This is a genomic window from Pseudomonas sp. GB2N2, from assembly GCF_054897705.1.
The window spans coordinates 390,501-415,769 of record NZ_CM142701.1; the positions used below are offsets into that span (position 1 = coordinate 390,501).

11 protein-coding genes are annotated in these 25,269 nt (G+C 62.0%); 4 read left to right on the forward strand and 7 right to left on the reverse strand.

Annotation, left to right across the window (positions count from 1 at the left end):
- Nucleotides 1-64 precede the first annotated feature (64 nt).
- The 6 genes from ACYZT4_RS01900 to ACYZT4_RS01925 all read right to left on the reverse strand — a co-directional run bounded on the left by ACYZT4_RS01900 (nucleotide 65) and on the right by ACYZT4_RS01925 (nucleotide 8,420).
- Entirely contained in the window at nucleotides 65-2,026 is a 1,962-nt protein-coding gene (locus tag ACYZT4_RS01900) for an acetyl/propionyl/methylcrotonyl-CoA carboxylase subunit alpha (protein ID WP_461984808.1), read from the reverse strand.
- 116 nt (nucleotides 2,027-2,142) lie between these two features.
- Nucleotides 2,143-2,949: an enoyl-CoA hydratase/isomerase family protein gene (locus ACYZT4_RS01905; RefSeq protein WP_461984810.1), complete on the reverse strand. Its 807-nt coding sequence runs from the start codon at nucleotides 2,947-2,949 to the stop codon at nucleotides 2,143-2,145.
- A complete protein-coding gene (gene atuD, locus ACYZT4_RS01910) occupies nucleotides 2,946-4,103 on the reverse strand; it encodes a citronellyl-CoA dehydrogenase (RefSeq protein ID WP_461984812.1) in 1,158 nt (385 codons plus the stop codon). The genes ACYZT4_RS01905 and atuD overlap by 4 nt, the downstream gene beginning before the upstream one ends.
- Before the next feature lie 24 nt (nucleotides 4,104-4,127).
- Nucleotides 4,128-5,744 (reverse strand): geranyl-CoA carboxylase subunit beta, encoded by a 1,617-nt coding sequence (atuC, locus tag ACYZT4_RS01915; protein ID WP_461984814.1) that lies wholly within the window; start codon nucleotides 5,742-5,744, stop codon nucleotides 4,128-4,130.
- 3 nt (nucleotides 5,745-5,747) lie between these two features.
- Nucleotides 5,748-6,617: an SDR family oxidoreductase gene (locus tag ACYZT4_RS01920; protein ID WP_461984816.1), complete on the reverse strand. Its 870-nt coding sequence runs from the start codon at nucleotides 6,615-6,617 to the stop codon at nucleotides 5,748-5,750.
- 12 nt (nucleotides 6,618-6,629) lie between these two features.
- On the reverse strand, nucleotides 6,630-8,420 hold the full coding sequence (locus ACYZT4_RS01925) for an acyclic terpene utilization AtuA family protein (RefSeq protein ID WP_461988516.1): 1,791 nt from the start codon (nucleotides 8,418-8,420) through the stop codon (nucleotides 6,630-6,632).
- A 177-nt stretch (nucleotides 8,421-8,597) separates the two neighbouring features.
- On the opposite strand from ACYZT4_RS01925, the gene ACYZT4_RS01930 reads away from it, so the two are divergent.
- The 3 genes from ACYZT4_RS01930 (at nucleotide 8,598) to ACYZT4_RS01940 (ending at nucleotide 11,216) form a co-directional block, all read left to right on the forward strand.
- Nucleotides 8,598-9,224 (forward strand): TetR/AcrR family transcriptional regulator, encoded by a 627-nt coding sequence (locus ACYZT4_RS01930; protein ID WP_461984818.1) that lies wholly within the window; start codon nucleotides 8,598-8,600, stop codon nucleotides 9,222-9,224.
- Between the two features lie 92 nt (nucleotides 9,225-9,316).
- A complete protein-coding gene (locus ACYZT4_RS01935) occupies nucleotides 9,317-10,111 on the forward strand; it encodes a substrate-binding periplasmic protein (RefSeq protein WP_461984819.1) in 795 nt (264 codons plus the stop codon).
- Nucleotides 10,112-10,211: 100 nt separating this feature from the next.
- Nucleotides 10,212-11,216, forward strand: a complete 1,005-nt coding sequence (locus tag ACYZT4_RS01940) for a GNAT family N-acetyltransferase (protein WP_461984821.1) — start codon at nucleotides 10,212-10,214, stop codon at nucleotides 11,214-11,216.
- A gap of 130 nt (nucleotides 11,217-11,346) precedes the next feature.
- Here the strand turns inward: ACYZT4_RS01940 and ACYZT4_RS01945 are convergent, their stop codons facing one another.
- Nucleotides 11,347-11,895: an RNA polymerase factor sigma-70 gene (locus ACYZT4_RS01945; RefSeq protein WP_461984822.1), complete on the reverse strand. Its 549-nt coding sequence runs from the start codon at nucleotides 11,893-11,895 to the stop codon at nucleotides 11,347-11,349.
- Between the two features lie 276 nt (nucleotides 11,896-12,171).
- Between ACYZT4_RS01945 and ACYZT4_RS01950 the strand changes: the two genes are divergently transcribed.
- Entirely contained in the window at nucleotides 12,172-25,185 is a 13,014-nt protein-coding gene (locus tag ACYZT4_RS01950) for a non-ribosomal peptide synthetase (RefSeq protein ID WP_461984824.1), read from the forward strand.
- Nucleotides 25,186-25,269 lie beyond the last annotated feature (84 nt).

Below are 25,269 nucleotides of genomic sequence, written 5' to 3' on the forward strand. Positions count from 1 at the left end.
TTCCTGGTATTCGCGTCCTGATAGCGCTTGAGCGTAGCCAAACCCGGCGAATCCGCCTAGCGGGTTATTCGACCTCCAACAAAATCTGACGATTTTTTACCTGATCACCCACCCTGACCTGCAAGCGCTTGAGCACGCCGTCGATGCCCGATTTCAGCGGGTGCTCCATTTTCATCGCCTCCAGCACCACCAGCAGTTGTCCTTTGCTGACCGTGCTGCCTTCGGCAACCAGTACGTCGACGATCGCTCCGTCCATTGGTGCCTTGAGCGTACCGCTACTGACGCTGGCCTGGCTGCTGACCAAGGCCTGGGTGCGATCCTCCAGGCACAAGCTGCCGGGGCCGGTGAAGAGCCAGAGTTGCGCTGCTTCGAGTCGATAGGCATGGCGCTGGCGGATGCCGTCGATTTCGAGGGTGGCCCAGCGTCCGTCGCAGTGGATGATGTTCAGTTCGAGGGACTGAGCGGCGACTTCAATCCGGTACGCTTGGCCCGGCACTGCATTCACCTGTACCGGCCAATCCTGATCCTCCAGGCCGATGCGATAGTGCAGCGGCACACTGGCGTTATTGCGCCAACCGGCCAGCGCGGTGCGATGTACCTGTGCTGAGCTGTGATAGAACAGCGCCGCAGCAATCGCCAGTTCCTCGGCGCTGGGCACATACGGATGCAGGCACGGATGATCGGCGAAATGCGCCGGAATGAACCCCGTGCCGAACTCGCCGCTGATGAAGTGCGGATTTTCCAGCAGGCTGGCAAGCAAGCGCTGGTTGCTCGGCAGGCCCAGCAACACAGTGTCCTGCACTGCCCGCAGCAACGTGCGCCGGGCCTCTTCCCGGGTAGCGCCGTGGGCAATGATCTTGCCCAGCATCGGGTCGTAGAACGGACTGACCGACTGACCTTCAATCAAGCCATGGTCGATCCGCACGCCACCTTGCAACGCCGGTTCCCAGGCGACAATGTGCCCGGTTTGGGGCAGAAAGTCCTGCGTCGGGTCTTCGGCATACAGCCGCACTTCCATGGCGTGGCCGTTGAGCTGCACCTGTTCCTGACGCAGTGGTAACGGCAGGCCTTCGGCGACGTGCAGTTGCCAGGCCACCAGATCCAGGCCCGTGATCAGTTCAGTCACCGGATGTTCAACCTGCAACCGGGTGTTCATTTCCAGAAAATAGAACTGGCCGCGCGCATCCAGCATGAACTCCACGGTGCCGGCACCGACATAATTTACCGCGCGACCCGCCTTCAGCGCCGCTTCACCCATGGCCTGACGCAATTCAGCGGTCATGACCGGGCAGGGCGCTTCCTCGATGACTTTCTGGTGGCGGCGCTGAATTGAACAATCGCGCTCGCCGAGGTAGATCAGATTGCCCTGCTGGTCGCCGAACAGCTGAATCTCGACGTGACGCGGATTGATCAGCGCTTGTTCAAGGATCAGTTCATCGCTGCCAAACCCATTCAACGCTTCCGACCGTGCGGTGCGAATCTGCGCCAGCAATTCGGCGGCGTTGTGCACCAGGCGCATGCCGCGACCGCCGCCGCCGGCGCTCGCCTTGATCATCAGCGGGAAACCAATGCGTTCGGCTTCACGGCTGAGGGTGGCGTCGTCTTGCTCGGCGCCCTGATAGCCACTGATGCACGGCACACCGGCGTCGAGCATGGCGAGTTTCGACAGGCGCTTGCTGCCCATCAGCTCGATGGCTTCGGGGCTCGGGCCGATGAAGGTGAGGCCGGCGTGTTGGCAGGCGCGGGCGAACTCGGCATTTTCCGAGAGAAAGCCGTAGCCGGGGTGGATCGCGTCGGCGCCAGTGCGGCGGGCGGCGTCAAGGATGGACGGGATGTTCAGGTACGACTGCTGCACCGCGGCCGGGCCGATGTTGACGGCTTCGTCGGCCATCTGTACGTGCAGGGCGTTCGCGTCGGCGTCGCTGAAGAGGGCGACGGTGCGATAGCCCAAAGACTGGGCGGTGCGCTGGATGCGGCAGGCGATTTCACCGCGGTTGGCGATCAGGATTTTTTTCAGGGCGGGCATGGGTTATTCCCTTGGTTTTGCGGTGAAAGTGAAGGCCTCATCGCTGGCAAGCCAGCTCCCACACAGGTCTGTGCCGTTCACAAAACCCTGTGGGAGCTGGCTTGCCAGCGAAGCTTTTATGGCGCCCACCCCGGTTTACGTTTTTGCACGAAGGCCATCGTTCCCTCGACCCCTTCGGCCCCGGTCACCGCTTCGCTGAACCACTCGGCCGCCTCATCCAGCAACGCATCCGCAGGCTGTCCGGCACTGGCCAGCAACAGCTTTTTGGTCGTCGCGTTCGCCCCCGGCGCGCAGCACAGCACATGGGCCAGAATTTCATCGAGACGCTCGGCCAACGCCTGCGCATCATGCTCGACAAAATGCACCAGCCCCATGCGCCGCGCCTGGGTGCCATCGAACCGCGCAGCGGTCAGCGCCAACCGGCGAGCCTGGGTCAAACCGATGCGCTGCACCACAAACGGGGCGATCTGCGCCGGCAACAGACCGAGGCTGGTTTCCGGCAAACCGAATTGGGCCTGATGATCGGCCAACGCAACGTCGCTGACGCACGCCAGGCCCAGTCCTCCGCCGAGCACCGCACCTTGCAGCACGGTGATCACCACTTGCGGCGCGTGCTGCACTTCCTGCAGCAGCGCGCCAAACGCGCGATTCAAATTACGGTAGGCGTTTGATCCTTGAGCGCGCGCGTTGGCCATGTCCTTGATGTCGCCACCGGCACAAAAATGCCCACCGGCGCCGCCGATCACCAGGGCGCGAATCTCACGGTCATCGCGCACCGTTGCCAGCACTGAACGCAACTCGGCGACCATCTGCAGGCTCATGGCGTTGCGACTTTCCGGGCGGTTGAGAGTGATGTGCAAGACGCCGTTGTGCGGTTCAAGCAGGAGTGTCTGGCAATTTGGGAGATTTGGGAGTGCGCTCATTTTTTCTTTCCCGGCAGGATGCCCATGAGTTTGCAGATGATCCCCAGCATGATTTCGTCGGCGCCGCCGCCAATCGAGACCAGCCGCACATCGCGGTAGGCCCGGGCCACCGGGTTGTCCCACATGAAGCCCATGCCGCCCCAATATTGCAGGCAACTGTCGCTGACTTCGCGGCCCAGGCGTCCGGCCTTGAGTTTGGCCATCGACGCCAGGCGCGTGACGTCCTGGCCCTTGATGTATTGCTCGGTGGCCTGATAGACCAGCGCACGCAGGCATTCGATTTCGGTTTGCAATTCGGCAAGACGGAAGTGGATGACCTGATTGTCGATCAGCGCGTTGCCGAAGGTCTGGCGTTCCTTGCAGTATTCGATGGTGCTGTCGATGCAGTATTCCAGGCCCTTGATCATGTTCGCGGCACCGAACAGGCGTTCCTCCTGGAATTGCAGCATCTGCATCATGAACCCCGCGCCTTCGTGACCGATGCGGTTGCGTTGCGGGATGCGCACGTTGTCGAAAAACACTTGGGCGGTTTCGGAACTGCGCATGCCGAGTTTGTCGAGGTGCGAGCTGAGGCTGATGCCCGGCGTGTTCATCGGCACCATGATCAGCGACTTGTTGATGTGCGGCTTGTCGTCCGACGTATTGGCCAGCAAGCAAATGAAGTCGGCGCTCGGCGAGTTGGTGATCCACATTTTGCTGCCGTTGATCACGTAGTCGTCGCCGTCCTTGCGGGCAGTGGTTTTCAACCCAGCCACGTCGGACCCCGCACCCACTTCAGAAACGCCGATGCAGCCGACCTGATCGCCGGTGATGGCCGGGCGCAGGAATTCTTCACGCAGTTCATCCGATCCGAATCGCGCCAGCGCCGGGGTGCACATGTCGGTCTGCACGCCGATGGACATCGGAATCCCGCCGCAATGAATGGTGCCGAACTCCTCGGCGGCGACGATTGAATAGCTGTAGTCGAGCCCCATGCCGCCGAATTTTTCCGGTTTGGAAATCCCCAGCAAGCCGAGTTCACCGGCCTTGCGAAAGAGCTCATGGATCGGAAATCGCCCGGCATTTTCCCATTCCTCGACGTGCGGATTGATCTCGCGATCGACGAACTGGCGAACGGTACGGCGCAATGCTTCGTGTTCCTGGGTGAAGATCATTTTTATTGTTCTCCTCTGGCCGGCTCAGAACCGGGCGACGCCAAAACTGTTGGTGTGCAGCGGCCGCAGGTCGGCCTCATGACAAATGTCGAGCAAGTAACCGAGCAAGGTCCGGGTATCCCGCGGATCGATCAAGCCGTCGTCCCACAGACTGGCGCTGCCATACAGCGCGGTGGACTGGCTGTCGAGTTTCTGCGCGGTGACTTGCTCGATCATGTCGAGCATTTTCGGGTCGGGCACCAGGCCGTCCTTGAGCTGTTTGGCCTCGGTGACGATGCGCAGCACCTTGCCCGCTTGAGCACCACCCATTACGGCCGTGCGGCTGTTCGGCCAGGCGAAGATGAAACGTGGATCGAGGCCGCGTCCACACATCGCGTAATTGCCGGCGCCGTAGGAACCGCCGACCACGATCGTCAGTTTCGGCACCCGCGCGTTGGCGACTGCCTGGATCATTTTCGCGCCGTGCTTGATCACGCCTTGTTGTTCCGCCTCGGTGCCGACCATGAAACCGGTGGTGTTGTGAAAAAACAGCAGCGGCGTGCGGCTCTGGTCGCAGAGCTGAATGAACTGCGCCGCCTTGCTCGCGCCTTTGGGCGTGATCGGACCGTTGTTGCCGATGAAGCCGCAGGCGCGGCCCTCAATCTGCAAGTGACCGCAAACGGTCTGCTGATCGAACTCACCCTTGAACTCGAGAAAGTTCGACGCGTCGGCAATCCGCGCGATGATTTCGCGCACGTCGTAGGGTTTTTTCGGGTCATCGGGAATCAGCCCGAGCAGTTCATCCACGGGGTACAGCGGTGCCTCCCACGGACGCTCGGGCAACCACGGCAGTTGATCGTTCCACGACAACAACCGGACAATTTCCCGAACCTGACGCACGCCATCGGCATCGTTTTCAGCCAGGTATTCGGCGGTGCCGGCGATCTGCGCGTGCATCTCGGCGCCGCCCAATTCTTCATCGGTGGCGACTTCGCCGGTGGCGGCCTTGAGCAGCGGCGGGCCAGCGAGAAACAGCTTGGCCTTGCCACGCACCACCACCACGTAATCCGACAGCCCTGGCTGATATGCGCCGCCGGCGGTGGCCGAGCCGTGGACCACGGTGATTTGCGGCAAGCCCATGGCCGACATCCGCGCCTGATTAGCAAAACTACGCGCGCCTTCGACGAAAATGTCGGCGGCGTAATTAAGGTTGGCGCCGCCGCTTTCGGCGAGGGTGATCACCGGCAGTTTGTTTTCCATGGCGATCTGTTGCAGGCGCAGGGATTTTTTCAAGCCGCTGGGGGAAATCGTCCCGCCCTTGATCGCGCTGTTGTTCGCCACCACCAAAACTCGAGCGCCGGCCACGTAGCCGATCCCGGCAATCAAGCCGCCACCCGCCGAGCTGCCGTCCTTGTCGTCATGCAATTTATAGCCGGCCAGGCTCGCGAGTTCGAGGAAAGGTGCGCCGGGGTCGAGCAACAGATTCAGGCGTTCACGGGGCAGCAATTGCCCGCGCTTGTCGAACTTCGCTTTGGCTTCGGCCGCCTTGTTCAGCAGGTTTTGTTCGAGCTGCCGAACGTGCTCGATGCCGGCCAGCATCGCCGCATGGTTGCGGGCGAACTGTTCGCTGTGCGGGTCGATCTGCGTCTGGATCACCGGCATGGCTTATTCCTTGTCCTTGAGGACGTCGGGGAGGTACGCCCGATGAAAACCGTTGTACGACTCGCTGTTCGTCGCCTTGTGGATCGGCCACGCCCGACCGCCAAGGCTGGCGGCACCGTCGATGCGCAAGGTGCTGCCGCTGACAAACGCCGCCGCCGGGCTGAGCAGAAACACAATTGTCGCGCTGACTTCCGATTCGGTGCCGATGCGTTTCAGCGGCACATGTTCGCGCAGGGTTGGAATCACCGCTTTGAACGCGCCTTCGTAAGTATCCATGCCGCTGGAAGCGATCCAGCCGGGCGCCACCGCATTGACCCGCACCCCGGCGTAACCCCATTCGAATGCAGCGGTCTTGGTCAGGTTGTCCATGCCCGAACGTGCCGCGCCCGAGTGGCCCATGCCGGGCATGCCGCCCCACATGTCGGCGAGCATGTTGACGATGGCGCCGCCGTGTTTGCTCATGGACTGGTTGAACACTTCCCGGGCCATGAGGAAACCGCCGACCAGGTTGGTGCGCATCACCGTTTCAAAACCCTTCTGGTTGATCGAGGCCAACGGCGACGGGTATTGCCCGCCGGCATTGTTCACCAGCCCGTGGATCGGGCCGTGCTTTTTGATTAGCTCGCTGACCAGGTGCTTGACCGCTTCTTCCTCGCGGATATCGCAGGTCATCCAGTCAGCCTTGCCGCCGTCTTCGGCAATCTCGGCGGCGACGCTTTTCAGTTTGTCGGCCTTGCGCCCGATCAACAGCACATGGGCGCCGAGGGCCGCCAGTTCATGGGCGGTGCAACGGCCGATGCCGCTGCCGCCACCGGTGACGATGATGTTTTGGCCGGCAAACAGATCGGCTTTGAAAATCGAATCGTAGGCCACGGCGGCAGTCCTCTAGTTGACCTGGTCAGCGATGCGCTGCGGCACCGGAATCTGGATGTCCAGCAGTTGTTGGGCGAAGGCCTTGCCTTGCGGATCGATCCGCAGACTGGCGACACCGCCGCCGCCCAAGGCGTTTTCCAGCAGAAAATTCAGGCTATGGGTTGCGGGCAAGTACCAGCGCTCGACGCGGCCATGAACCGGGTCGAGCACGTGGCTCATCCAGTCGACGATCACTGCCGGGCTCAAGGCTTCGGCGATCCATGGCAGGTATTCGGGATTGCGGGCCATGACGCCGATGTTGCTGTGATTGCCCTTGTCACCGGAGCGCGCGACCGCCAGTTTGATCAGCGCCACGCTGGCATCGGCACGGCCGGTGGGTTTGGGCAGATCGAACGGCACGGGCAGATCGGCGGTGGCGAGCGAATCGGGCGCGGGCAGGGCGCACGGATGGCGCTGACCGTTGAGATCAATCTCCAGCGTGCAGGCGCTTTTGTCGATGAGGAACGAGAACAGCCGGATCAGCGGATACACCGTCGGCCGCCCGCCGACGATTCCGGTCAACCCCGGCGCCATACCGGTGGCGGCCTGGGCGATTTCCCGGGAGAACACGATCAATGCCTGTTTGTTCGGATGTCGCACAGCGAGTTTGATCACCACTTCGCGGCTGTCCTGGCGTTGGCCGTGGGGGCCGTACGTGGCTTCGCTGCCGAGCAGTTCAATGTTCACTTCGTTGTAGGGCCCCCAGCCGCGCTGGCTGAAAATCCCGGATGTCTTGTTGATGATCGCTTCGCTGACGCGCCGGGCCTTGTCCACGGCGTCGATCCCGGCGATCAGGCAACTGGCGGTGCAGCGGAATCCGTCCGGGTACGTTGCGCTGACCTTATATTGATCGGTGGGCGGCAAGCCTTTGGCGCCGTGCACTTGAACCGCGTTTCGGCCTTGTTGCTGAAGTTTGACCTGGGTGAAATCGCAGATCACATCGGGTAGCAGATACGCCTGCGGATTGCCGATTTCATAGAGCATCTGCTCGCCGACCGTCAGCGGCGTGACCAGGCCGCCGGAACCTTCGGGTTTACTGACGATAAACTGGCCGTCGGCGCTGACCTCGACGATCGGGAAACCGATGTGTTCGTAGTCGGGCACGTCGCGCCAGTCGGTGAAATTGCCACCGGTGCACTGGGCGCCGCATTCAATGATGTGGCCGGCGAGGGCGGCTTGGGCAAGCTTGTCGTAATCGTGCCATGACCAGCCGAATTCATGCACCAGCGCCGCGCTGACCACGGCGCTATCGACCACGCGCCCGGTGATCACGATGTCCGCGCCCAGACGCAAGGCTTCGACGATGCCTGGAGCGCCGAGGTAGGCATTGGTGGAGACGCACAGCGGGGGCAATGGCGCGCCGTTGAACATTTCGTGGATACCGCGACTGCTCAGGTGTTTGAGCTGCGGTTGCAGATCGTCGCCCAGCAACACGGCGATCTTCAGCGACACACCAGCCTTGTCGCAGGCTGCTTGCAGCGCAGCAGCGCAGGCCTGTGGATTGACCCCGCCGGCGTTGCTGATGACACGGATGTTCTGTTCGGCCAGTTGCCCCAGCAGCGGGCTGAGGACTTCGATAAAGTCACTGGCATACCCGGCCTGGGGATCTTTCATCCGCGCACCGGCCATGATCGACAGGGTGATTTCCGCCAGATAATCGAACACCAGATAATCCAGATGGCCGCCGTCCACCAGTTGCGCGGCGGCGGTCGAGGTGTCGCCCCAGAAGGCGCTGGCGCAACCGATGCGAATCGTTTCAGGCACAGACTTTTGCATAGCCACCTCCCTCAGACGTGCGTCGAGACTACCAAGCAAGCGCTTGGTTTGTAAATGACTGGAATATCTTCTCCCCGAGCGCTTGCTTGGTTGCGTTTGCCGGCTTAAATTGCCCGCGCAACCCCGCTGTTTTATGGCGGTGAACTGGACTGTAGGAGAGAACGGGTGGACGAGCAAAAAGCCCTGAGGGTCATGCGCGAATTGGTCGACAGCGGCCAGTTGACCGATCCGGACAGCGCTCGCGGCAAATTGCTGCAAGTGGCGGCTCACCTGTTTCGCAACAAAGGCTTTGAACGCACCACGGTACGTGATCTGGCGGGCGCCGTCGGCATCCAGTCGGGCAGTATTTTTCATCACTTCAAAAGCAAGGACGAGATCTTGCGCGCGGTGATGGAGGAGACCATTCGCTACAACACGGCGTTGATGCGCGCAGCGATTGCCGACGCCGGCAGCGTGCGCGAGCGCGTGCTGGCGCTGATCCGCTGTGAATTGCAGTCGATCATGGGCGGCAGCGGCGAGGCCATGGCGGTGCTGGTGTATGAATGGCGTTCGCTGTCCGAAGACAGTCAGGTGCAGGTTCTGGCGCTGCGCGACCTCTACGAAGACCTCTGGCTGCAAGTGCTGGGGGAGGCCAAGGACGCCGGTTTTATTCGCGGTGACGTGTTCGTCACCCGGCGTTTCCTGACTGGCGCGCTGTCCTGGACCACCACCTGGTTTCGCGCCGGTGGCAGCATGAACCTTGATCAATTGGCCGATGAGGCGTTGATTCTGGTGCTGGAAGAAAAACAATAGATTGCGCAGGACCGCTGGAAACTGGCTAAGTGGCTCAAACCACCTGGCTTGAATGGACTGATGAGTATTTTTATGGGGAGTAGGTCGTTTTGATGTCTTCGCCAATTCGGACGGCTTCGCGGCTTTTGCTGGCGGCGCTTGCGGCGTTGTGGGTATTGCCGTCCCCCGCCGCAGCGCTGGTGCGCATCGGTGCCGCACATTTTCCGCCTTATACCGTGCGTCCGGAGTCCGGCGCCGACACCGGTCTGTTGCCGCAACTGGTAGAAGCGCTCAATGCTTCGCAAGGCGATTATCAGTTTGTGCTGGTGCCGACGTCCATTCCGCGACGCTTCGGTGACTTCAAGCAAGGCCGCGTGGACATGGCGATTTTCGAGAACCCGGACTGGGGCTGGAAAGAAATCCCCCACACCGACGTCGACATGGGCCTGGAAGACGCCGAGATTTTTGTCGCGCAACGCCTGCCGAATCGTCAGCAGAACTATTTCGCCGACCTCGCAGGCAAGCGCCTGGCGCTGTTCAGCGGCTATCACTATGAATTTGCCAATTTCAACGCCGACCCGAAAACCCTTGCACAAAATTACAACGCCACGCTGACCTATTCCCACGACAGCAACCTGCTGATGGTGCTGCGCGGGCGCGCCGACATTGCCTTGGTGACCCGCTCCTACCTGAGCGATTACCTGCTGCGCAACGAAAAAGTCGGCGATCAGTTGCTGGTGTCCGAGCGGGTCGATCAGGTCTACCACCACTACGCCATTCTTCGTCCGGCAGCGCCGATCAGCGGCGAGGCCTTCGGCAAGTTGCTGCAACGGCTGCGCGACAACGGCCAGATGCTGAAGATTTTCGATCCTTACAAGATCGCAGTGGTGCCGGTTCCGGGCAGTTAAACACGCGATACGGCTCGTGCATTTGCCTGCTTCGCTTAAATTTTTCGCGCTGGCTGACGTCACATCGTTGAACTGTCGACGATTACCGTGAGCCCGACCCATGACCGATCTGAATGACCTGACTGCCCTGACCTTGCCGACGGGCAGTCGCCTGATTGCTGAAGAAAGCGAAAACCGCCTGAGTCTGAGTCTGGACACGCAGCCACTGGTTACCCTGTATTTGACGCGCGAGCCCGAGTTGCAGGTGCGGGTCGAAGCGCGTGTCGACAATCAGGCCGTGTGGACCGCCAGCTATTGGCTGTTTGCCCGTGACCCGGGGCGCCAGCGTCTGACGTGGCACCTGGAAGATGTGCCTGCGCAAGCCTTGCTCAGCGGCTTGCTGATTCCCACCGACGGCACCGGTCAATATCACTGCGAACGCACACTGTTCTGGCAGTTGCCTCAACCGTGGTTGCGCACGTCGCAGACCAGCAGCTACCCACAGCAAATGATCATCAGCGGCGGCAAACGTCATCCGCTGCGCCCGGCGAAACCGCGGGGTGAAGTTTATCGGCGTTTCGATGTGCGACTTGGCGCGTGGATTTCCCTGCGAACGGTGGACATTGAGGTGGATCTGCCCCGCTTCAACCGCTGGCAGAACAGTGCGCGGGTCGCCCGTTTCTGGCAGGAAGAGGGCAGCCTGGAACAGCATCGCGAGTACCTGGGCAAACTCGAAGCCGATCCCCACACGGTGACGCTGATCGGCTGTTTCGATGATCAGCCGTTTGCCTATTTCGAAGCCTACTGGGCCAGGGAAGATCGCATCGCGCCGTTCTGCGAGGCCGGCGACTACGACCGTGGCATTCACATGCTGGTTGGCGAGGAAAACCATCGCGGTCCGCACAAGGTGGCCAGTTGGTTATCGGCGTTGACGCATTACCTGTTTCTCGATGATCCACGGACCCAGCGGGTGGTCGCCGAGCCGCGCGCCGACAACGCGAAGATGATCGGCTATATGCAGGGACAGCGATTTCACTGCGAGAAAGAGTTCGATTTCCCCCACAAACGTGCGGCGCTGATGGTGGTGGGGCGGGAACGGTTTTTTGAGCGGTGTGGGTTGGCGTGATGTTTGAGGCCAAGACCTGATTTGGTCTTGAGTCAGCCATCGCCGGCAAGCCGGCTCCTACAGGGTGTGTGTGCCGCATGATTTGGAAACGACGCAAAACCTTGTAGGAGCTGGCTTGCCAGCGATGGTTTTAACGGCGGGCAAAAGTATCCGCCCGACTCCCTGACACTTTGCGGCAATGCACCAGCGCATCGCGAATCATGAAATTCACCAGGGTCGGTGAGACGCCGAGTTCCTTGGCGATGTCCTTTTGCGGCACACCGTGCAGGCGGTACATCTCGAAGGCGTAACGGGTGCGAGTCGGCAGCTGCGTCAGTGCGTCGGCGATGTTTTCCAGGGTCGAGAAATTGATGTGCGAGGTTTCCGGCGAAGCGCCTTGAATCACCACGTTCAGCCCTTCCTCTTCAGGCCCCGAATATTTCTGCTCCAGCGCCTGTTTGCGGTAGTGATCGATCGCCAGGTTGCGCACGATCTGGAACAGGTAACTCAACTGAGCCTTGATCGAGGACGTGATCTGCGGCGCTGATTGCAGGCGAAAGAACGCGTCCTGAACCACGTCTTCGGCGCGAGACCGGCAGCCGGTGATACGCGCCGCGATCTTGACCAGAATCAGCCGATTGTCGACGAAGGCCTGAAGTAGCGGTGAATCGCACCTGCTTGTGGATACTGGTTCCGTCATGGAAATCACCTTGCTGCAAAGGGGGTCGCGGGACGGTCAATGGATCGCAGTCGTCCTACACATCGAGCGACAAATTATTCTGAATGATAATGATTGTCAATTGAGAAAGAGAACTAATGCGTCTCATTGGTGCAGAGTGAGAACTGCGACACGCCGATGCATGCAGCCGCAGCCAACCCCATGGGCGATCCAGCCTGGCGACTAATTATTTCAAGACGTCATCCGTTCTCATTGGTGAATGGAACAGCGCAATCCCCATAACCCTGTGGAAACCTCATGACTGACGCGTTCGAAATACCTGGCACCCTGGTCCAAGCCCTTCAGCGCCGCGCGGCCCTGACGCCGGATCGGGTGGCCTTGCGTTTTCTCGCCGAAACCGCGGATCAGACCGTGGTACTCAGTTATCGCGAACTCGATCAACGGGCGCGCACGATTGCCGGTGCATTGCAGGCTGAAACCGATTCGGGCGATCGCGCGGTGCTGTTGTTTCCCAGCGGCCCGGATTACGTCGCGGCGTTTTTTGGTTGCCTGTACGCGGGGGTGATTGCGGTGCCGGCTTATCCGCCGGAGTCGGCCAAGCGTCAACATCAGGAACGTCTGCTGTCGATCATCAGCGATGCCGAACCACGGTTGCTGCTGACCAGCGCGCACTTGCGCGACGGGTTGCAGCACATCGAAGGCGCGCCGCCGCTGCTGTGTGTCGACACCCTGGATGCCGCGCTGGCGCAACGTTGGGTCGAACCGGACCTGACAGACGAGCACATCGCTTTCCTGCAATACACCTCCGGCTCCACGGCGTTGCCGAAGGGTGTGCAAGTCAGTCACGGCAACCTGGCGGCCAACGAATTGCTGATCCGCCATGGCTTCGGCATCGACCTGAATCCGGATGACGTGATCGTCAGCTGGCTGCCGCTGTACCACGACATGGGCCTGATCGGCGGTCTGCTGCAGCCGATTTTCAGCGGCGTGCCGTGTGTGTTGATGTCGCCGGCGTACTTCCTGGGTCGGCCATTGCGCTGGCTGGAAGCGATCAGTGAATACGGCGGCACCATCAGCGGTGGACCGGATTTCGCTTATCGGTTGTGCAGCGAACGGGTCAGCGAATCGGCGCTGGAACGCCTGGACCTAAGTGGCTGGCGTGTCGCCTATTCCGGCTCCGAACCGATTCGTCTCGACACCCTGGAGCGTTTCACCGAGAAGTTCGCCGCGTGCGGTTTCACAGCGGACAGTTTCATGGCGTCCTACGGTCTGGCGGAGGCCACCTTGTTTGTCGCAGGCACACGCCGTGGCCAAGGCATCGGCAATCTGCGCGTGGACGATCAAGCCCTGACGCAGAACCGTGCGACGGCAGGCGAGGGCAGCGCGATCATGAGTTGCGGCATCAGCCAGCCGGATCACGCGGTGTTGATTGTCGATCCGTCAGCGCTCAACGAATTGGCCGACAACGCGGTCGGTGAAGTCTGGGCCAGCGGGCCGAGCATCGCCCTCGGCTACTGGCGCAACCCCGAGGCCAGCGCGAAGACCTTCGTCCGGCACGCCGGCAAGACGTGGCTGCGTACGGGCGACCTGGGGTTTGTGCGCGAGGGTGAGCTGTTCGTCACCGGGCGCCTGAAAGACCTGCTGATCGTGCGCGGTCACAACCTTTACCCCCAAGACCTCGAGCAGGCCATCGAGCGTGAAGTGGAGGTGGTGCGCAAAGGTCGTGTCGCCGCCTTTGCGGTGAATATCGACGGTCAGGAAGGCATCGGTATCGCCGCGGAAATCAGCCGCAGCGTGCAGAAAATCCTGCCCCCCGACGCGTTGATCAAAGCCATTCGCCAGACCGTGGCCGAGGCATTTCAGGAAGCGCCGAGCGTGGTGGTGTTGCTCAATCCGGGCGCCTTGCCGAAGACGTCCAGCGGCAAACTGCAACGCTCGGCATGTCGTAATCGCCTGGCGGATGGAAGTCTCGACAGCTACGCAGTGTTCCCGTCGGCGGCCACTGCTGAGGAGGCAGAGGCCGAGTTGGCTTCAGAACTGCAAACCCTGATCGGACAGAACTGGTCCGAGCAATTACAGGTGAAACGGGTCAGCGCCGACGACCACTTTTTCCTGCTCGGCGGCAATTCCATCGCCGCCACGCAAGTGGTGGCGCGCCTGCGTGAAGTGCTGGGTCTTGAGTTGAACCTGCGCCTGCTGTTCGAGGCGCCTACCCTCGGCGGATTTACCGCCGCAGTTGCTCAACTGCAACAGGACGGCGGCCTCGCCCAAGGCGCGATCCATGCACTGTCGCGCAGCGAAGCGCTGCCGCAATCCCTGGCACAAAACCGTCTGTGGATCACCTGGCAACTCGACCCGAACAGCAGCGCCTACAACATTCCCGGCGCCTTGCGCTTGCGTGGCGGACTGGATGAAGAGGCGTTGCGCACCAGCTTCCAGCAACTGATCCAACGCCATGAATCCCTGCGCACACACTTTCTCGAACGTGATGGCGTGGCGCTGCAACAGGTCGATGCCGCCAGCGTATTCAACGTGCAACGGATCGACATCAGTGACCTGCCCGTCGCCGAGCGTGAGGGCCGCGCGCAACAAATCCGTGAGGATGAAGCACACACGGTGTTCGACCTGGAGAAAGGCCCGCTGCTGAGGGTAACCCTGGTGCGCCTCGATGATGAGAATCACCAACTGTTGGTGACGCTGCATCACATCATCGCGGACGGCTGGTCGCTGAACGTGTTAATCGACGAATTCTCGCGCATGTACGCGGCGACGTCCCAAGGCCACATGGCGACGCTGGCACCACTGCCGACCCAGTACGCCGACTACGGCAGCTGGCAGCGTCAATGGCTGGCGCAAGGCGAGGGCGAACGGCAATTGGCCTACTGGAAAACCCAGTTGGGCGATGAGCACCCGACCCTCAACCTGACCACAGATCACCCGCGTTCGGCGCAGCAGTTACACAGCGCCGCGCGCCACACAGTGCGGTTGGATGCAGCCCTCAGCGATGCGATTCGCCAAACTGCTCAGGCCCGTAACGCCACGTCCTTCATGCTGTTGCTCGCGGCGTTCCAGACCCTGCTGCACCGCTACAGCGGCCAGCGCGACATCCGCATTGGCGTGCCGAACGCCAACCGTCCGCGCCTGGAAACCCAGGGCCTGATCGGCTTCTTCATCAACACCCAGGTGCTGCGCGCCGAGGTGGATTCACGGCGGCCTTTTGTCGAGCTGCTGGCGCAAACCCGTCAGGCGGCTTTGGGCGCGCAAGCCCATCAGGATCTGCCGTTCGAGCAACTCCTCGAAGCGTTCCCGCAGGCCCGTGAACAGGGCTTGTTCCAGGCCCTGTTCAACCATCAGCAACGGGATTTGAGCGCGCTGCGTCGCCTGCCCGGATTGCTCGCCGAAGAACTGCCATGGCACAGCCGCGAAGCCAAGTTCGACCTGCAACTGCACAGCGAAGAAGACCGTCAAGGGCGCCTGACCTTATCCTTCGACTACGCCAGCGAACTGTTCGACGCCAGCACCATCGAGCGCCTTGCCGAGCACTTCAGCAACTTGCTGCGCGCCGTTTGCGAACAACCGGAAATGACCATCGGCGAGCTGCCATTGCTGACGCCAATTGAGCGCGATCAGCAAGAAAACTGGAGCGTTGTACCCTGTGCTCCGGCCGTCCAATGGCTGCCTGAACTGCTCAACGAACAGGCACGGCTGACCCCGGATCGCATCGCGCTGACAGGGGACGGTGGCAGCCTCGATTTCGCCGAACTGCACGCCCAGGCCAACCGCCTGGCGCATTACCTGCGCGACAAAGGTGTCGGCCCGGATGTGTGCGTGGCCATCGCCGCCGAGCGTTCGCCGCAGCTGCTGATCGGTCTGCTGGCGATCATCAAGGCCGGCGGCGCCTACGTGCCGCTGGACCCGGATTACCCGGCCGAACGCCTGGCCTACATGCTCGGCGACAGCGGCGTGGAATTGCTCCTGACGCAAACTCAATGGCTGGATCGCTTGCCGGCCACCGATGGCGTCAGCGTGATTGCCATGGATGCGCTGCACCTGGAGAACTGGCCGAGCCAGGCGCCGGGCTTGCATTTGCACGGAGACAACCTTGCCTACGTGATTTACACCTCCGGCTCCACCGGTCAGCCGAAGGGCGTCGGTAACACTCATGCAGCCCTCGCCGAGCGCCTGCAATGGATGCAGAACACCTATCACCTGAACGACAGCGACGTGCTGATGCAAAAGGCGCCGATCAGTTTTGACGTATCGGTGTGGGAGTGCTTCTGGCCGCTGATCACCGGCGCGCGGTTGCTGATTGCCGGGCCCGGAGAGCACCGTGATCCGCATCGCATCGCGCAGCTGGTTCAGCAGCACGGCGTGACCACGTTGCACTTTGTGCCGCCGCTGCTCTCGTTGTTTATCGACGAACCGCTGAGCGCCGAATGCACCAGCCTGCGTCGGGTATTCTCCGGCGGTGAAGCGTTGCCGGCGCAGTTGCGTAACTGCGTGCTGGAACACCTGCCGGCGGTGCAACTGCACAACCGTTATGGCCCGACCGAAACCGCGATCAACGTCACTCATTGGCATTGCAGCACCGCCGATGGCGAGCGTTCGCCGATTGGCCGACCGCTGGGCAACGTCATTTGCCGGGTGCTCGACACCGAGCTCAATCCGGTGCCAGCCGGTGTGCCCGGTGAACTGTGCATCAGCGGCATCGGCCTGGCCCGGGGTTATCTGGGCCGGCCTTCGCTGACCGCTGAGCGCTTTGTGGTCGACCCACTGGGCGAGTACGGCGCACGTCTGTATCGCACCGGCGACCGTGCCCGCTGGACCGCCGATGGCGTGATCGAATACCTCGGCCGCCTTGATCAGCAGGTCAAACTGCGGGGCTTTCGCGTCGAACCGGAAGAAATCGAAGCGCGTCTGCTGGCCCAGGACAACGTCGCACAGGCCGTGGTGCTGGTGCGCGACACCGCCGCCGGCGGGCAGTTGATCGGTTACTACACCGCCAGCGCAACCCGTGAAAGCGAAGACGCTCAAACTAGACGCCTGAACACCACGCTGGCGGCCGAGCTGCCGGAATACATGGTCCCGGCGCAACTCATGCGTCTGGACGAAATGCCCCTGAGCCCGAGCGGAAAACTCGACCGTCGCGCCTTGCCGGAACCGCTGTGGCACATGCGCGAACACGTCGAGCCGGTCACTGACTTCGAACAGCAAATCGCCGCGATCTGGGCCGAGGTGCTGGGGCTGAAACAGATCGGCCTGCGCGACGATTTCTTCGCCCTTGGCGGTCATTCGTTGCTGGCCACGCAAATCATTTCCCGCACCCGTCAGGCTTGCGACGTCGAGTTGCCATTGCGCACCTTGTTCGAAAACAGCGAACTGGGTGCCTTTGCCGATCAGGTCCGCCAGATCCAGGCCAGCGGCAGCACCAACAAGCAACCGCCAATCGACAAAGTCGACCGCAGCCAGCCGGTGCCGCTGTCCTATTCGCAGCAGCGCATGTGGTTCCTCTGGCAAATGGAGCCGGACAGCCCGGCCTATAACGTCGGCGGCATAGCGCGGTTGCGCGGGGCGATGGATGTCGGGCGCTTCGAGACCGCGTTGCAAGCGCTGATCATGCGCCACGAAACCTTGCGCACCACGTTCCCGAGCGCCGACGGTGTGGCGCAACAGCAAGTGCATCCGGAAACCGGAATGCGCATGGACTGGAAAGACTTCTCGGCGCTGGAGGCCGACCTGCGCGAACAGCGGGTGCAGGCGCTAGCCGACAGCGAAGCGCACACACCCTTCGATCTGGAAACCGGACCGCTGCTGCGCGCCTGTCTGGTCAAGACCGCCGAGCAGGAACATTACCTGGTGCTGACGTTGCACCACATCGTCACCGAAGGCTGGGCGATGGACATCTTTGCCCGTGAACTTAGCGCGCTCTACGAAGCGTTCGTCGATGACCGCGAATCGCCGCTGGCGCCGTTGCCGGTGCAATACCTGGATTACAGCGTCTGGCAGCGTCAGTGGCTGGAATCCGGCGAGCGTCAGCGCCAACTCGATTACTGGATCGCACAACTGGGTCGCGAACAACCATTGCTGGAGTTGCCCGCCGATCGCCCGCGTCCCTCGGTGCAAAGCCATCAGGGCGAGCTGTTCCGTTTCGACTTGAGCGACGACCTCGCTGCACGGGTGCGGGCCTTCAACGCGCAAAATGGTCTGACGTTGTTCATGACCATCACCGCCGCGCTGGCCGTGCTGCTTTACCGCTACAGCGGCCAGACGGATCTACGCATCGGCGCGCCGGTGGCCAACCGTATCCGTCCGGAAAGCGAAGGGCTGATCGGCGCGTTCCTCAATACTCAGGTGCTGCGTTGCCAGCTCGACGGGCAAATGTCGGTCGGCGAATTGTTCGAGCAGGTGCGCCATACGGTGATCGAAGGCCAGTCCCATCAGGATTTGCCGTTCGATCATTTGGTCGAGGCCTTGCAGCCACCGCGCAGCGCTGCCTACAACCCGTTGTTCCAGGTGATGTGCAACGTGCAGCGCTGGGAATTCCAGCAGAGCCGCACACTTGCAGGGATGACCGTGGAGTACCTGGCCAACGATGCGCGGGCGACCAAGTTCGACCTCAACCTCGAAGTCACCGATCTGGATCATCGGCTGGGCTGCTGCCTGACCTACAGCACCGATCTGTTCGACGAACCGCGCATTGCGCGCATGGCCGGGCACTGGCGCAACCTGCTGGAAGCGCTGCTCGCCAATCCGCAACAGCGTCTCAGCGAGTTGCCGTTGCTGGAAGCGTTGGAACAGCAAAACCTACTCGACAGCCTTGGCGTCGAGCCGGGCGAGCATCGGCTGGATCAGTGCATCCATCAGCTGTTTAGCGAACAAGCTATTCGTCGCAAGGACGCGCCGGCGTTGACGTTCGCCGGTGAAACCCTGAGTTACGCCGAGCTCGACAGCCGCGCCAATCGCCTGGCCTGGAGTCTGCGCGAGCGCGGTGTCGGGCCGCAGGTGCGTGTCGGTCTGGCGCTTGAGCGTTCGCTGGAAATGGTCATCGGCCTGCTGGCGATCCTCAAGGCTGGCGGCGCCTACGTGCCACTCGATCCGGAGTACCCGCTCGACCGCCTGCATTACATGATCGAAGACAGCGGCATCGGATTGCTGCTCAGCGATGCAGCAGTGTTCGAAGCCCTCGGTGATCTGCCGGATACCGTCGCCCGTTGGTGCCTGGAAGAAGACGCCTCTGCACTGGCCAATTACCCGGACACCGAGCTGCCCTTCATCAGCCTGCCGGAGCATCAGGCGTACCTGATTTACACCTCCGGCTCCACCGGCAAACCGAAAGGTGTGGGGGTGTCCCACGGTGAAATCGCCATGCATTGCCAAGCGGTGATCGAGCGTTTCGGTATGCGCCCGGACGACTGCGAACTGCACTTCTATTCGATCAACTTTGACGCCGCGACCGAGCGTTTGCTGGTGCCGCTGCTGAGTGGTGCGCACGTGGTGTTGCGCGCTCAAGGCCAGTGGGATGCGCAAGAAATCTGCGAGCTGATCCGTCGTCATCACATTAATATTCTCGGTTTCACCCCGAGCTACGGCAGCCAGTTGGCGCACTGGCTGGCGACGCAGGGCGAAACCCTGCCGGTGCGCATGTGCATCACTGGCGGTGAAGCCTTGACCGGCGAACACCTGGCGCGAATTCGCGCAGCGTTCAAACCGAGCCTGTTCTTCAACGCCTACGGTCCGACCGAAACCGTGGTCATGCCGCTGGCCAGTCTCGCGCCGGAACACCTCGAAGAGGGCATGGGCAGCGTGCCGATCGGCAGCGTGGTTGGCGCTCGCGTGGCGTACATTCTCGACGCCGACCTGGCGTTGGTGCCGCAAGGCGCGACCGGCGAGTTATACGTCGGCGGTGCCGGTCTCGCGCAGGGTTATCACCAGCGTCCGGGAATCACGGCGGAGCGTTTCGTGGCCAACCCGTTCGCCGACGATGGCGGGCGGATGTATCGCACCGGCGACGTGGTGCGTCAGCGCGCCGATGGTTTGGTGGAGTACGTGGGACGCATTGATCATCAAGTGAAAATTCGCGGTTTCCGCATCGAGTTGGGGGAGATCGAAACCCGTCTGCTCGATCATCCATCGATCCGTGAAGCGGTAGTGCTGGCGCTGGATGCGCCGAGCGGCAAGCAACTGGTCGGGTACTGTGTGGCAAGCACTGCGGTGGCGGACGTCGCCGAGCAGGACGAAATACAACAAGCCGAGCTGCGTGAAGCGCTGAAAAATCACCTCAAATCCCAGCTGCCGGAATACATGGTGCCCACCCACCTGATCCTGCTGGCGAGCATGCCGCTGACGGCCAACGGCAAACTCGACCGCCGCGCCTTGCCCGCCCCCGACCCGGAGCTGAACCGTCAGCACTACGTGGCGCCAAGTAACGCGCTTGAGCTGTCGCTGGCGCGGATCTGGTGCGACGTGTTGAACGTGACAAAGGTTGGCCTCAACGACAATTTCTTTGAACTGGGTGGCGACTCGATTCTGTCGATTCAAGTGGTCAGCCGCGCGCGACAGCAGGGCATTCATTTCAGTCCGCGAGACCTGTTCCAGCACCAGACTGTGCAGACGTTGGCCACCGTGGCCAGCCGCACCGAGCAGGTCAAGGCCGAGCAGGGCTTGCTGATCGGTGAATCGCGCCTGACCCCGATCCAGCACTGGTTCTTCGATACCCACATGCCAGAGCGTCAGCACTGGAACCAGGCGTTGCTGCTGGAACCGATGGTGATGCTGGAGCCCCATCTTCTGGAGCAAGCGCTGCTGGCGGTGATCGAACAGCATGACGCCTTGCGCCTGCGCTTTGCTGAGGCCGCACGACAGTGGTCGGCCGTTCACCAAGCGGTGTCGGATACGCCGGTGTTGTGGCAAGTACGTGTAACGGCGATGGATAAATGCGCGGCGCTGTTCGCCGATGCGCAACGCAGCCTCAACCTCGAGCAGGGGCCGCTGATGCGGGTGCTGCTGGTCGATGGGCCGCAAGGCCAGCAACGGTTGTTCTTCGCGATCCACCATTTGGTGGTGGACGGGGTTTCCTGGCGCGTGTTGCTCGATGATCTGCAAACGGTGTACCGCCAACTGGAGGCTGGGCGGCCCGTAAAACTGCCGGCTAAAACCAGCGCTTTCAGGGACTGGGCCGCACGCTTGCAGGCGTATGCCAGCAGCGAGTCTTTGCGTGAAGAATTGAGCTGGTGGCAGGCGCAACTGGCCGGGCCGAGCGCCGGGTTGCCGTGCGAGCGTCCGCAGGGTGGCCGGCAGAATCGCCATGGGCGAACCGTCAGCGTGCGCCTCGACAGCGAGTCCACTCGCCGGTTGCTGCAACAGGCGCCGAGCGCCTACCGAACGCAGGTCAACGACCTGTTGCTGACCGCATTGGCCCGCGTGCTGTGCCGCTGGACCGGCGAGAAATCGGCGCTGATTCAACTTGAAGGCCACGGTCGCGAGACGCTGTTCGACGAGATCGACTTGACCCGTACCGTCGGCTGGTTCACCAGCGCTTACCCGCTGCGCCTGACCCCTCTGAACATCGAAGAAGCCGCCGGGCAGGGCGCTTCGATCAAGGCGATCAAGGAACAATTACGCGGCGTGCCGCACAAAGGTTTGGGGTATGGCGTGCTGCGTTACCTCGCTGATGACCTGTGCCGTGACGCCATGGCCACATTGCCGGCGGCACCCGTCACCTTCAACTACCTCGGGCAGTTCGACCAGAGCTTCGGCGCGGACGCGTTGTTCCGTCCGCTGGACGAGCCGGTCGGTGCCGCCCACGATCCGAAAGCGCCGCTGCCCAATGAGCTGAGCGTCGACAGTCAGGTCTACGGCGGTGAACTGGTGCTGCGCTGGACCTTCAGCGCCGAACGCTACGACGCGCACACCGTCAGCGAACTGGCGGACGCCTACCTCGGCGAATTGCACAGCCTGATCGGACATTGCCTGCGCGAAGACGCCGGTGGCCTGACGCCGTCGGACTTCCCGCTCGCCAAACTGACCCAGCCGCAGCTCGATGCGTTGCCGATTCCGGCCGCCGCCATCGAAGACGTGTACCCGCTGACCCCGATGCAGGAAGGCATGCTGCTGCACACCTTGCTGGAACCGGGCACCGGCCTCTACTACATGCAGGACCGCTACCGCATCAACAGCGCGCTTGATCCGCAACGTTTCGCCGAGGCCTGGCAAGCGGTGATCGCCCGTCACGAAGCCTTGCGTGCGTCGTTCTGCTGGAACGTCGGCGAGGACATGCTGCAAGTGATCCACAAGCCGGGCAGCGCGCCGATCGAGTACCTGGACTGGACGTTGATCGCTGAAACCGAGCACGAACCGAAGCTGCAGGCGTTGCTGAAACGCGAGCGTGAAGCCGGGTTCGATCTGCTCAACCAGGCGCCGTTCCACCTGCGCCTGATTCGCGTGGGTGAGGCGCGCTACTGGTTCATGATGAGCAACCACCACATCCTCATCGATGCCTGGTGCCGCTCGCTGCTGATGAACGATTTCTTCGAAATCTACACCTCGCTGGGCGAAGGCCGGGACGCGCAACTGGGCGTGCCGCCACGTTATCGTGACTACATCGGTTGGCTGCAACGCCAGAATCTGGCCGAGGCGCGGCAGTGGTGGAAAAGCAACTTGCAAGGCTTCGAACGCACCACGCCGATCCCGAGCGACCGGCCGTTCCTGCGCGAGCATGCCGGCGACAGCGGCGGCATGCTCGTCGGTGATTGCTACACCCGGCTCGATGCCCGCGACGGTGCGCAATTGCGTGAACTGGCGCAAGCTCATCAGCTGACCATCAACACCTTCGCCCAAGCGGCGTGGGCCCTGGTGCTGCGGCGCTTGAGCGGTGATCGCGACGTGTTGTTCGGCGTCACGGTGGCCGGGCGCCCGGTGGACATGCCGGAAATGCAACGCACCGTCGGCCTGTTTATCAACAGCATCGCGCTGCGGGTGAAGATGCCCGAGGACGATCAGCGTTGCAGCGTGCGCCAATGGCTCAGCGGCTTGCTCGACCGCAACATGCAACTGCGCGAGTACGACTACCTGCCACTGGTGAGCATTCAGGAGCACAGCGAATTACCCAAGGGTCAGCCGCTGTTCGACAGCCTGTTCGTGTTCGAAAACGCCCCGGTGGAAGTCTCGGTGCTGGACCGCGCGCAGAGCCTCAATGCGACCTCGGATTCGGGCCGCACCCACACCAACTTCCCGCTGACGGCGGTGTGTTATCCGGGCGATGACCTTGGCTTGCACCTGTCCTACGACCAGCGTTATTTCGACGAATCGACCATCCAACGCATGCTCGGCGAGTTCAAGCGCCTGTTGCTGGCGCTGGTCGAAGGTTTCCATGGCGACATGGCGGACTTGCCGCTGCTGGGGGCCGAGGAACAAGACTACCTGACCCACGGCTGCAACCAGAGCGCACACGATTACCCGCTGGAGCAAAGCTACGTCGCGTTGTTTGAAGCGCAGGTGGCGCGGCATCCACAACGGATCGTCGCCAGTTGCCTCGACCGGCAACACAGCTACGTCGAGCTGAACCAGCGCAGCAACCGCCTCGGCCGTGCACTGATCGCGGCCGGCGTCGGGCTGGATCAACCAGTGGCGTTGCTGGCCGAGCGTAACCTCGATCTGCTCGGGATGATCATCGGCAGTTTCAAGGCGGGCGCCGGTTATCTGCCGTTGGACCCGGCGCTGCCGAGTCAGCGGCTGAGCCGGATCATCGACCTGAGCCGCACGCCGTTGCTGGTGTGCACGCAGGCCTGTCGTGATCAGGCGGTGGCGTTGCTGGAGGAGTTCGAAGGCGCGGTTCGTCCGCAATTGCTGGTATGGGAAGACGTGCAGGCGAGTGATGTTTCGGTGGCGAATCCAGGTATCTACAACAGCCCGGATAACATCGCCTACGTGATCTACACCTCGGGTTCCACCGGTCTGCCGAAGGGCGTGATGGTCGAGCAGCGCGGCATGCTCAATAACCAGTTGAGCAAGGTGCCGTACCTGAATTTGAGCGAGGCCGATGTGATCGCGCAGACCGCTTCGCAAAGTTTTGACATCTCCGTCTGGCAGTTCCTCGCCGCGCCATTGTTCGGTGCACGGGTGGACATCGTGCCGAACGCCATTGCTCATGATCCTCAGGGCTTGTTGGAGCACGTTTCGGCTCAAGGCGTCACTGTACTGGAAAGCGTACCGTCGCTGATTCAGGGCCTGCTTGCCCAGGAACGCACGAGTGGCGACGGCCTGCGCTGGATGCTGGCGACCGGTGAGGCGATGCCGCCGGAACTGGCGCACCAATGGCTGCTGCGCTACCCGGACATCGGGCTGGTGAATGCCTACGGGCCGGCGGAATGTTCGGACGACGTGGCGTTCTTCCGCGTTGACATGGCCTCGACGCGCGGCAGTTACTTGCCGATTGGCACGCCGACCGACAACAACCGTTTGTACCTGCTCGATGGCACGCTGGAACTGGTGCCGTTGGGGGCGGTGGGCGAGCTGTGCGTGGCGGGCACCGGGGTCGGACGCGGGTATGTCAGCGATCCGTTGCGCACGGCGCAGGTGTTTGTGCCGAATCCGTTTGGCCAGCCAGGTGACCGCTTGTACCGCACGGGTGACCTCGCGCGGCGTCGCAGCGACGGCGTGCTGGAGTACGTTGGGCGTATCGATCATCAAGTGAAAATTCGCGGTTACCGCATCGAACTGGGGGAAATCGAAGCACGCCTGCACGAGCAGCCTGAGGTGCGCGACGCGGCGGTCGGTGTCCAGGAAAGCGTCAGCGGCAAGCATTTGGTCGGGTATCTGGTCGCGGCCGATGCGGCGCTGAATCCGGCTGATCGACTGGAGCGTATCAAGCAACGCCTGCGCGCCGAGCTGCCGGAATACATGGTGCCACTGCACTGGCTTTGGCTGGAGCGTCTTCCGCTGAATGCCAACGGCAAACTGGACCGCAAGGCGCTGCCGGCGTTGGAGATCGGCCAGTTACAGAGCCAGGATTACCAGGCGCCACGCAATGAGCTGGAGCAAACGTTGACGCAGGTCTGGGCCGAGGTGCTGAAGGTCGAGAAAGTGGGGATTCACGATAACTTCTTCGAACTGGGCGGGCATTCGCTGCTGGCGACACAGATTGCTTCGCGGGTGCAGAAATCGCTGCAACGGGATGTGCCGCTGCGGGCCATGTTCGAGTGCAGCACGGTGGCGGAACTGGCCGGGTACATCGATGGATTGGCGGCAAGTGATATCACCGAAGAGAAGGTGGATCGCTTGAATGATCTGATGGCGGAGTTGGAGGGGCTTTAAATCTATGGTGTCTGATGGGCGTCTTTTAATTTTGCGACAATTGCTCCGTTGACGGCCAGACCATGCCAGCCCAGTCTGCCTCCT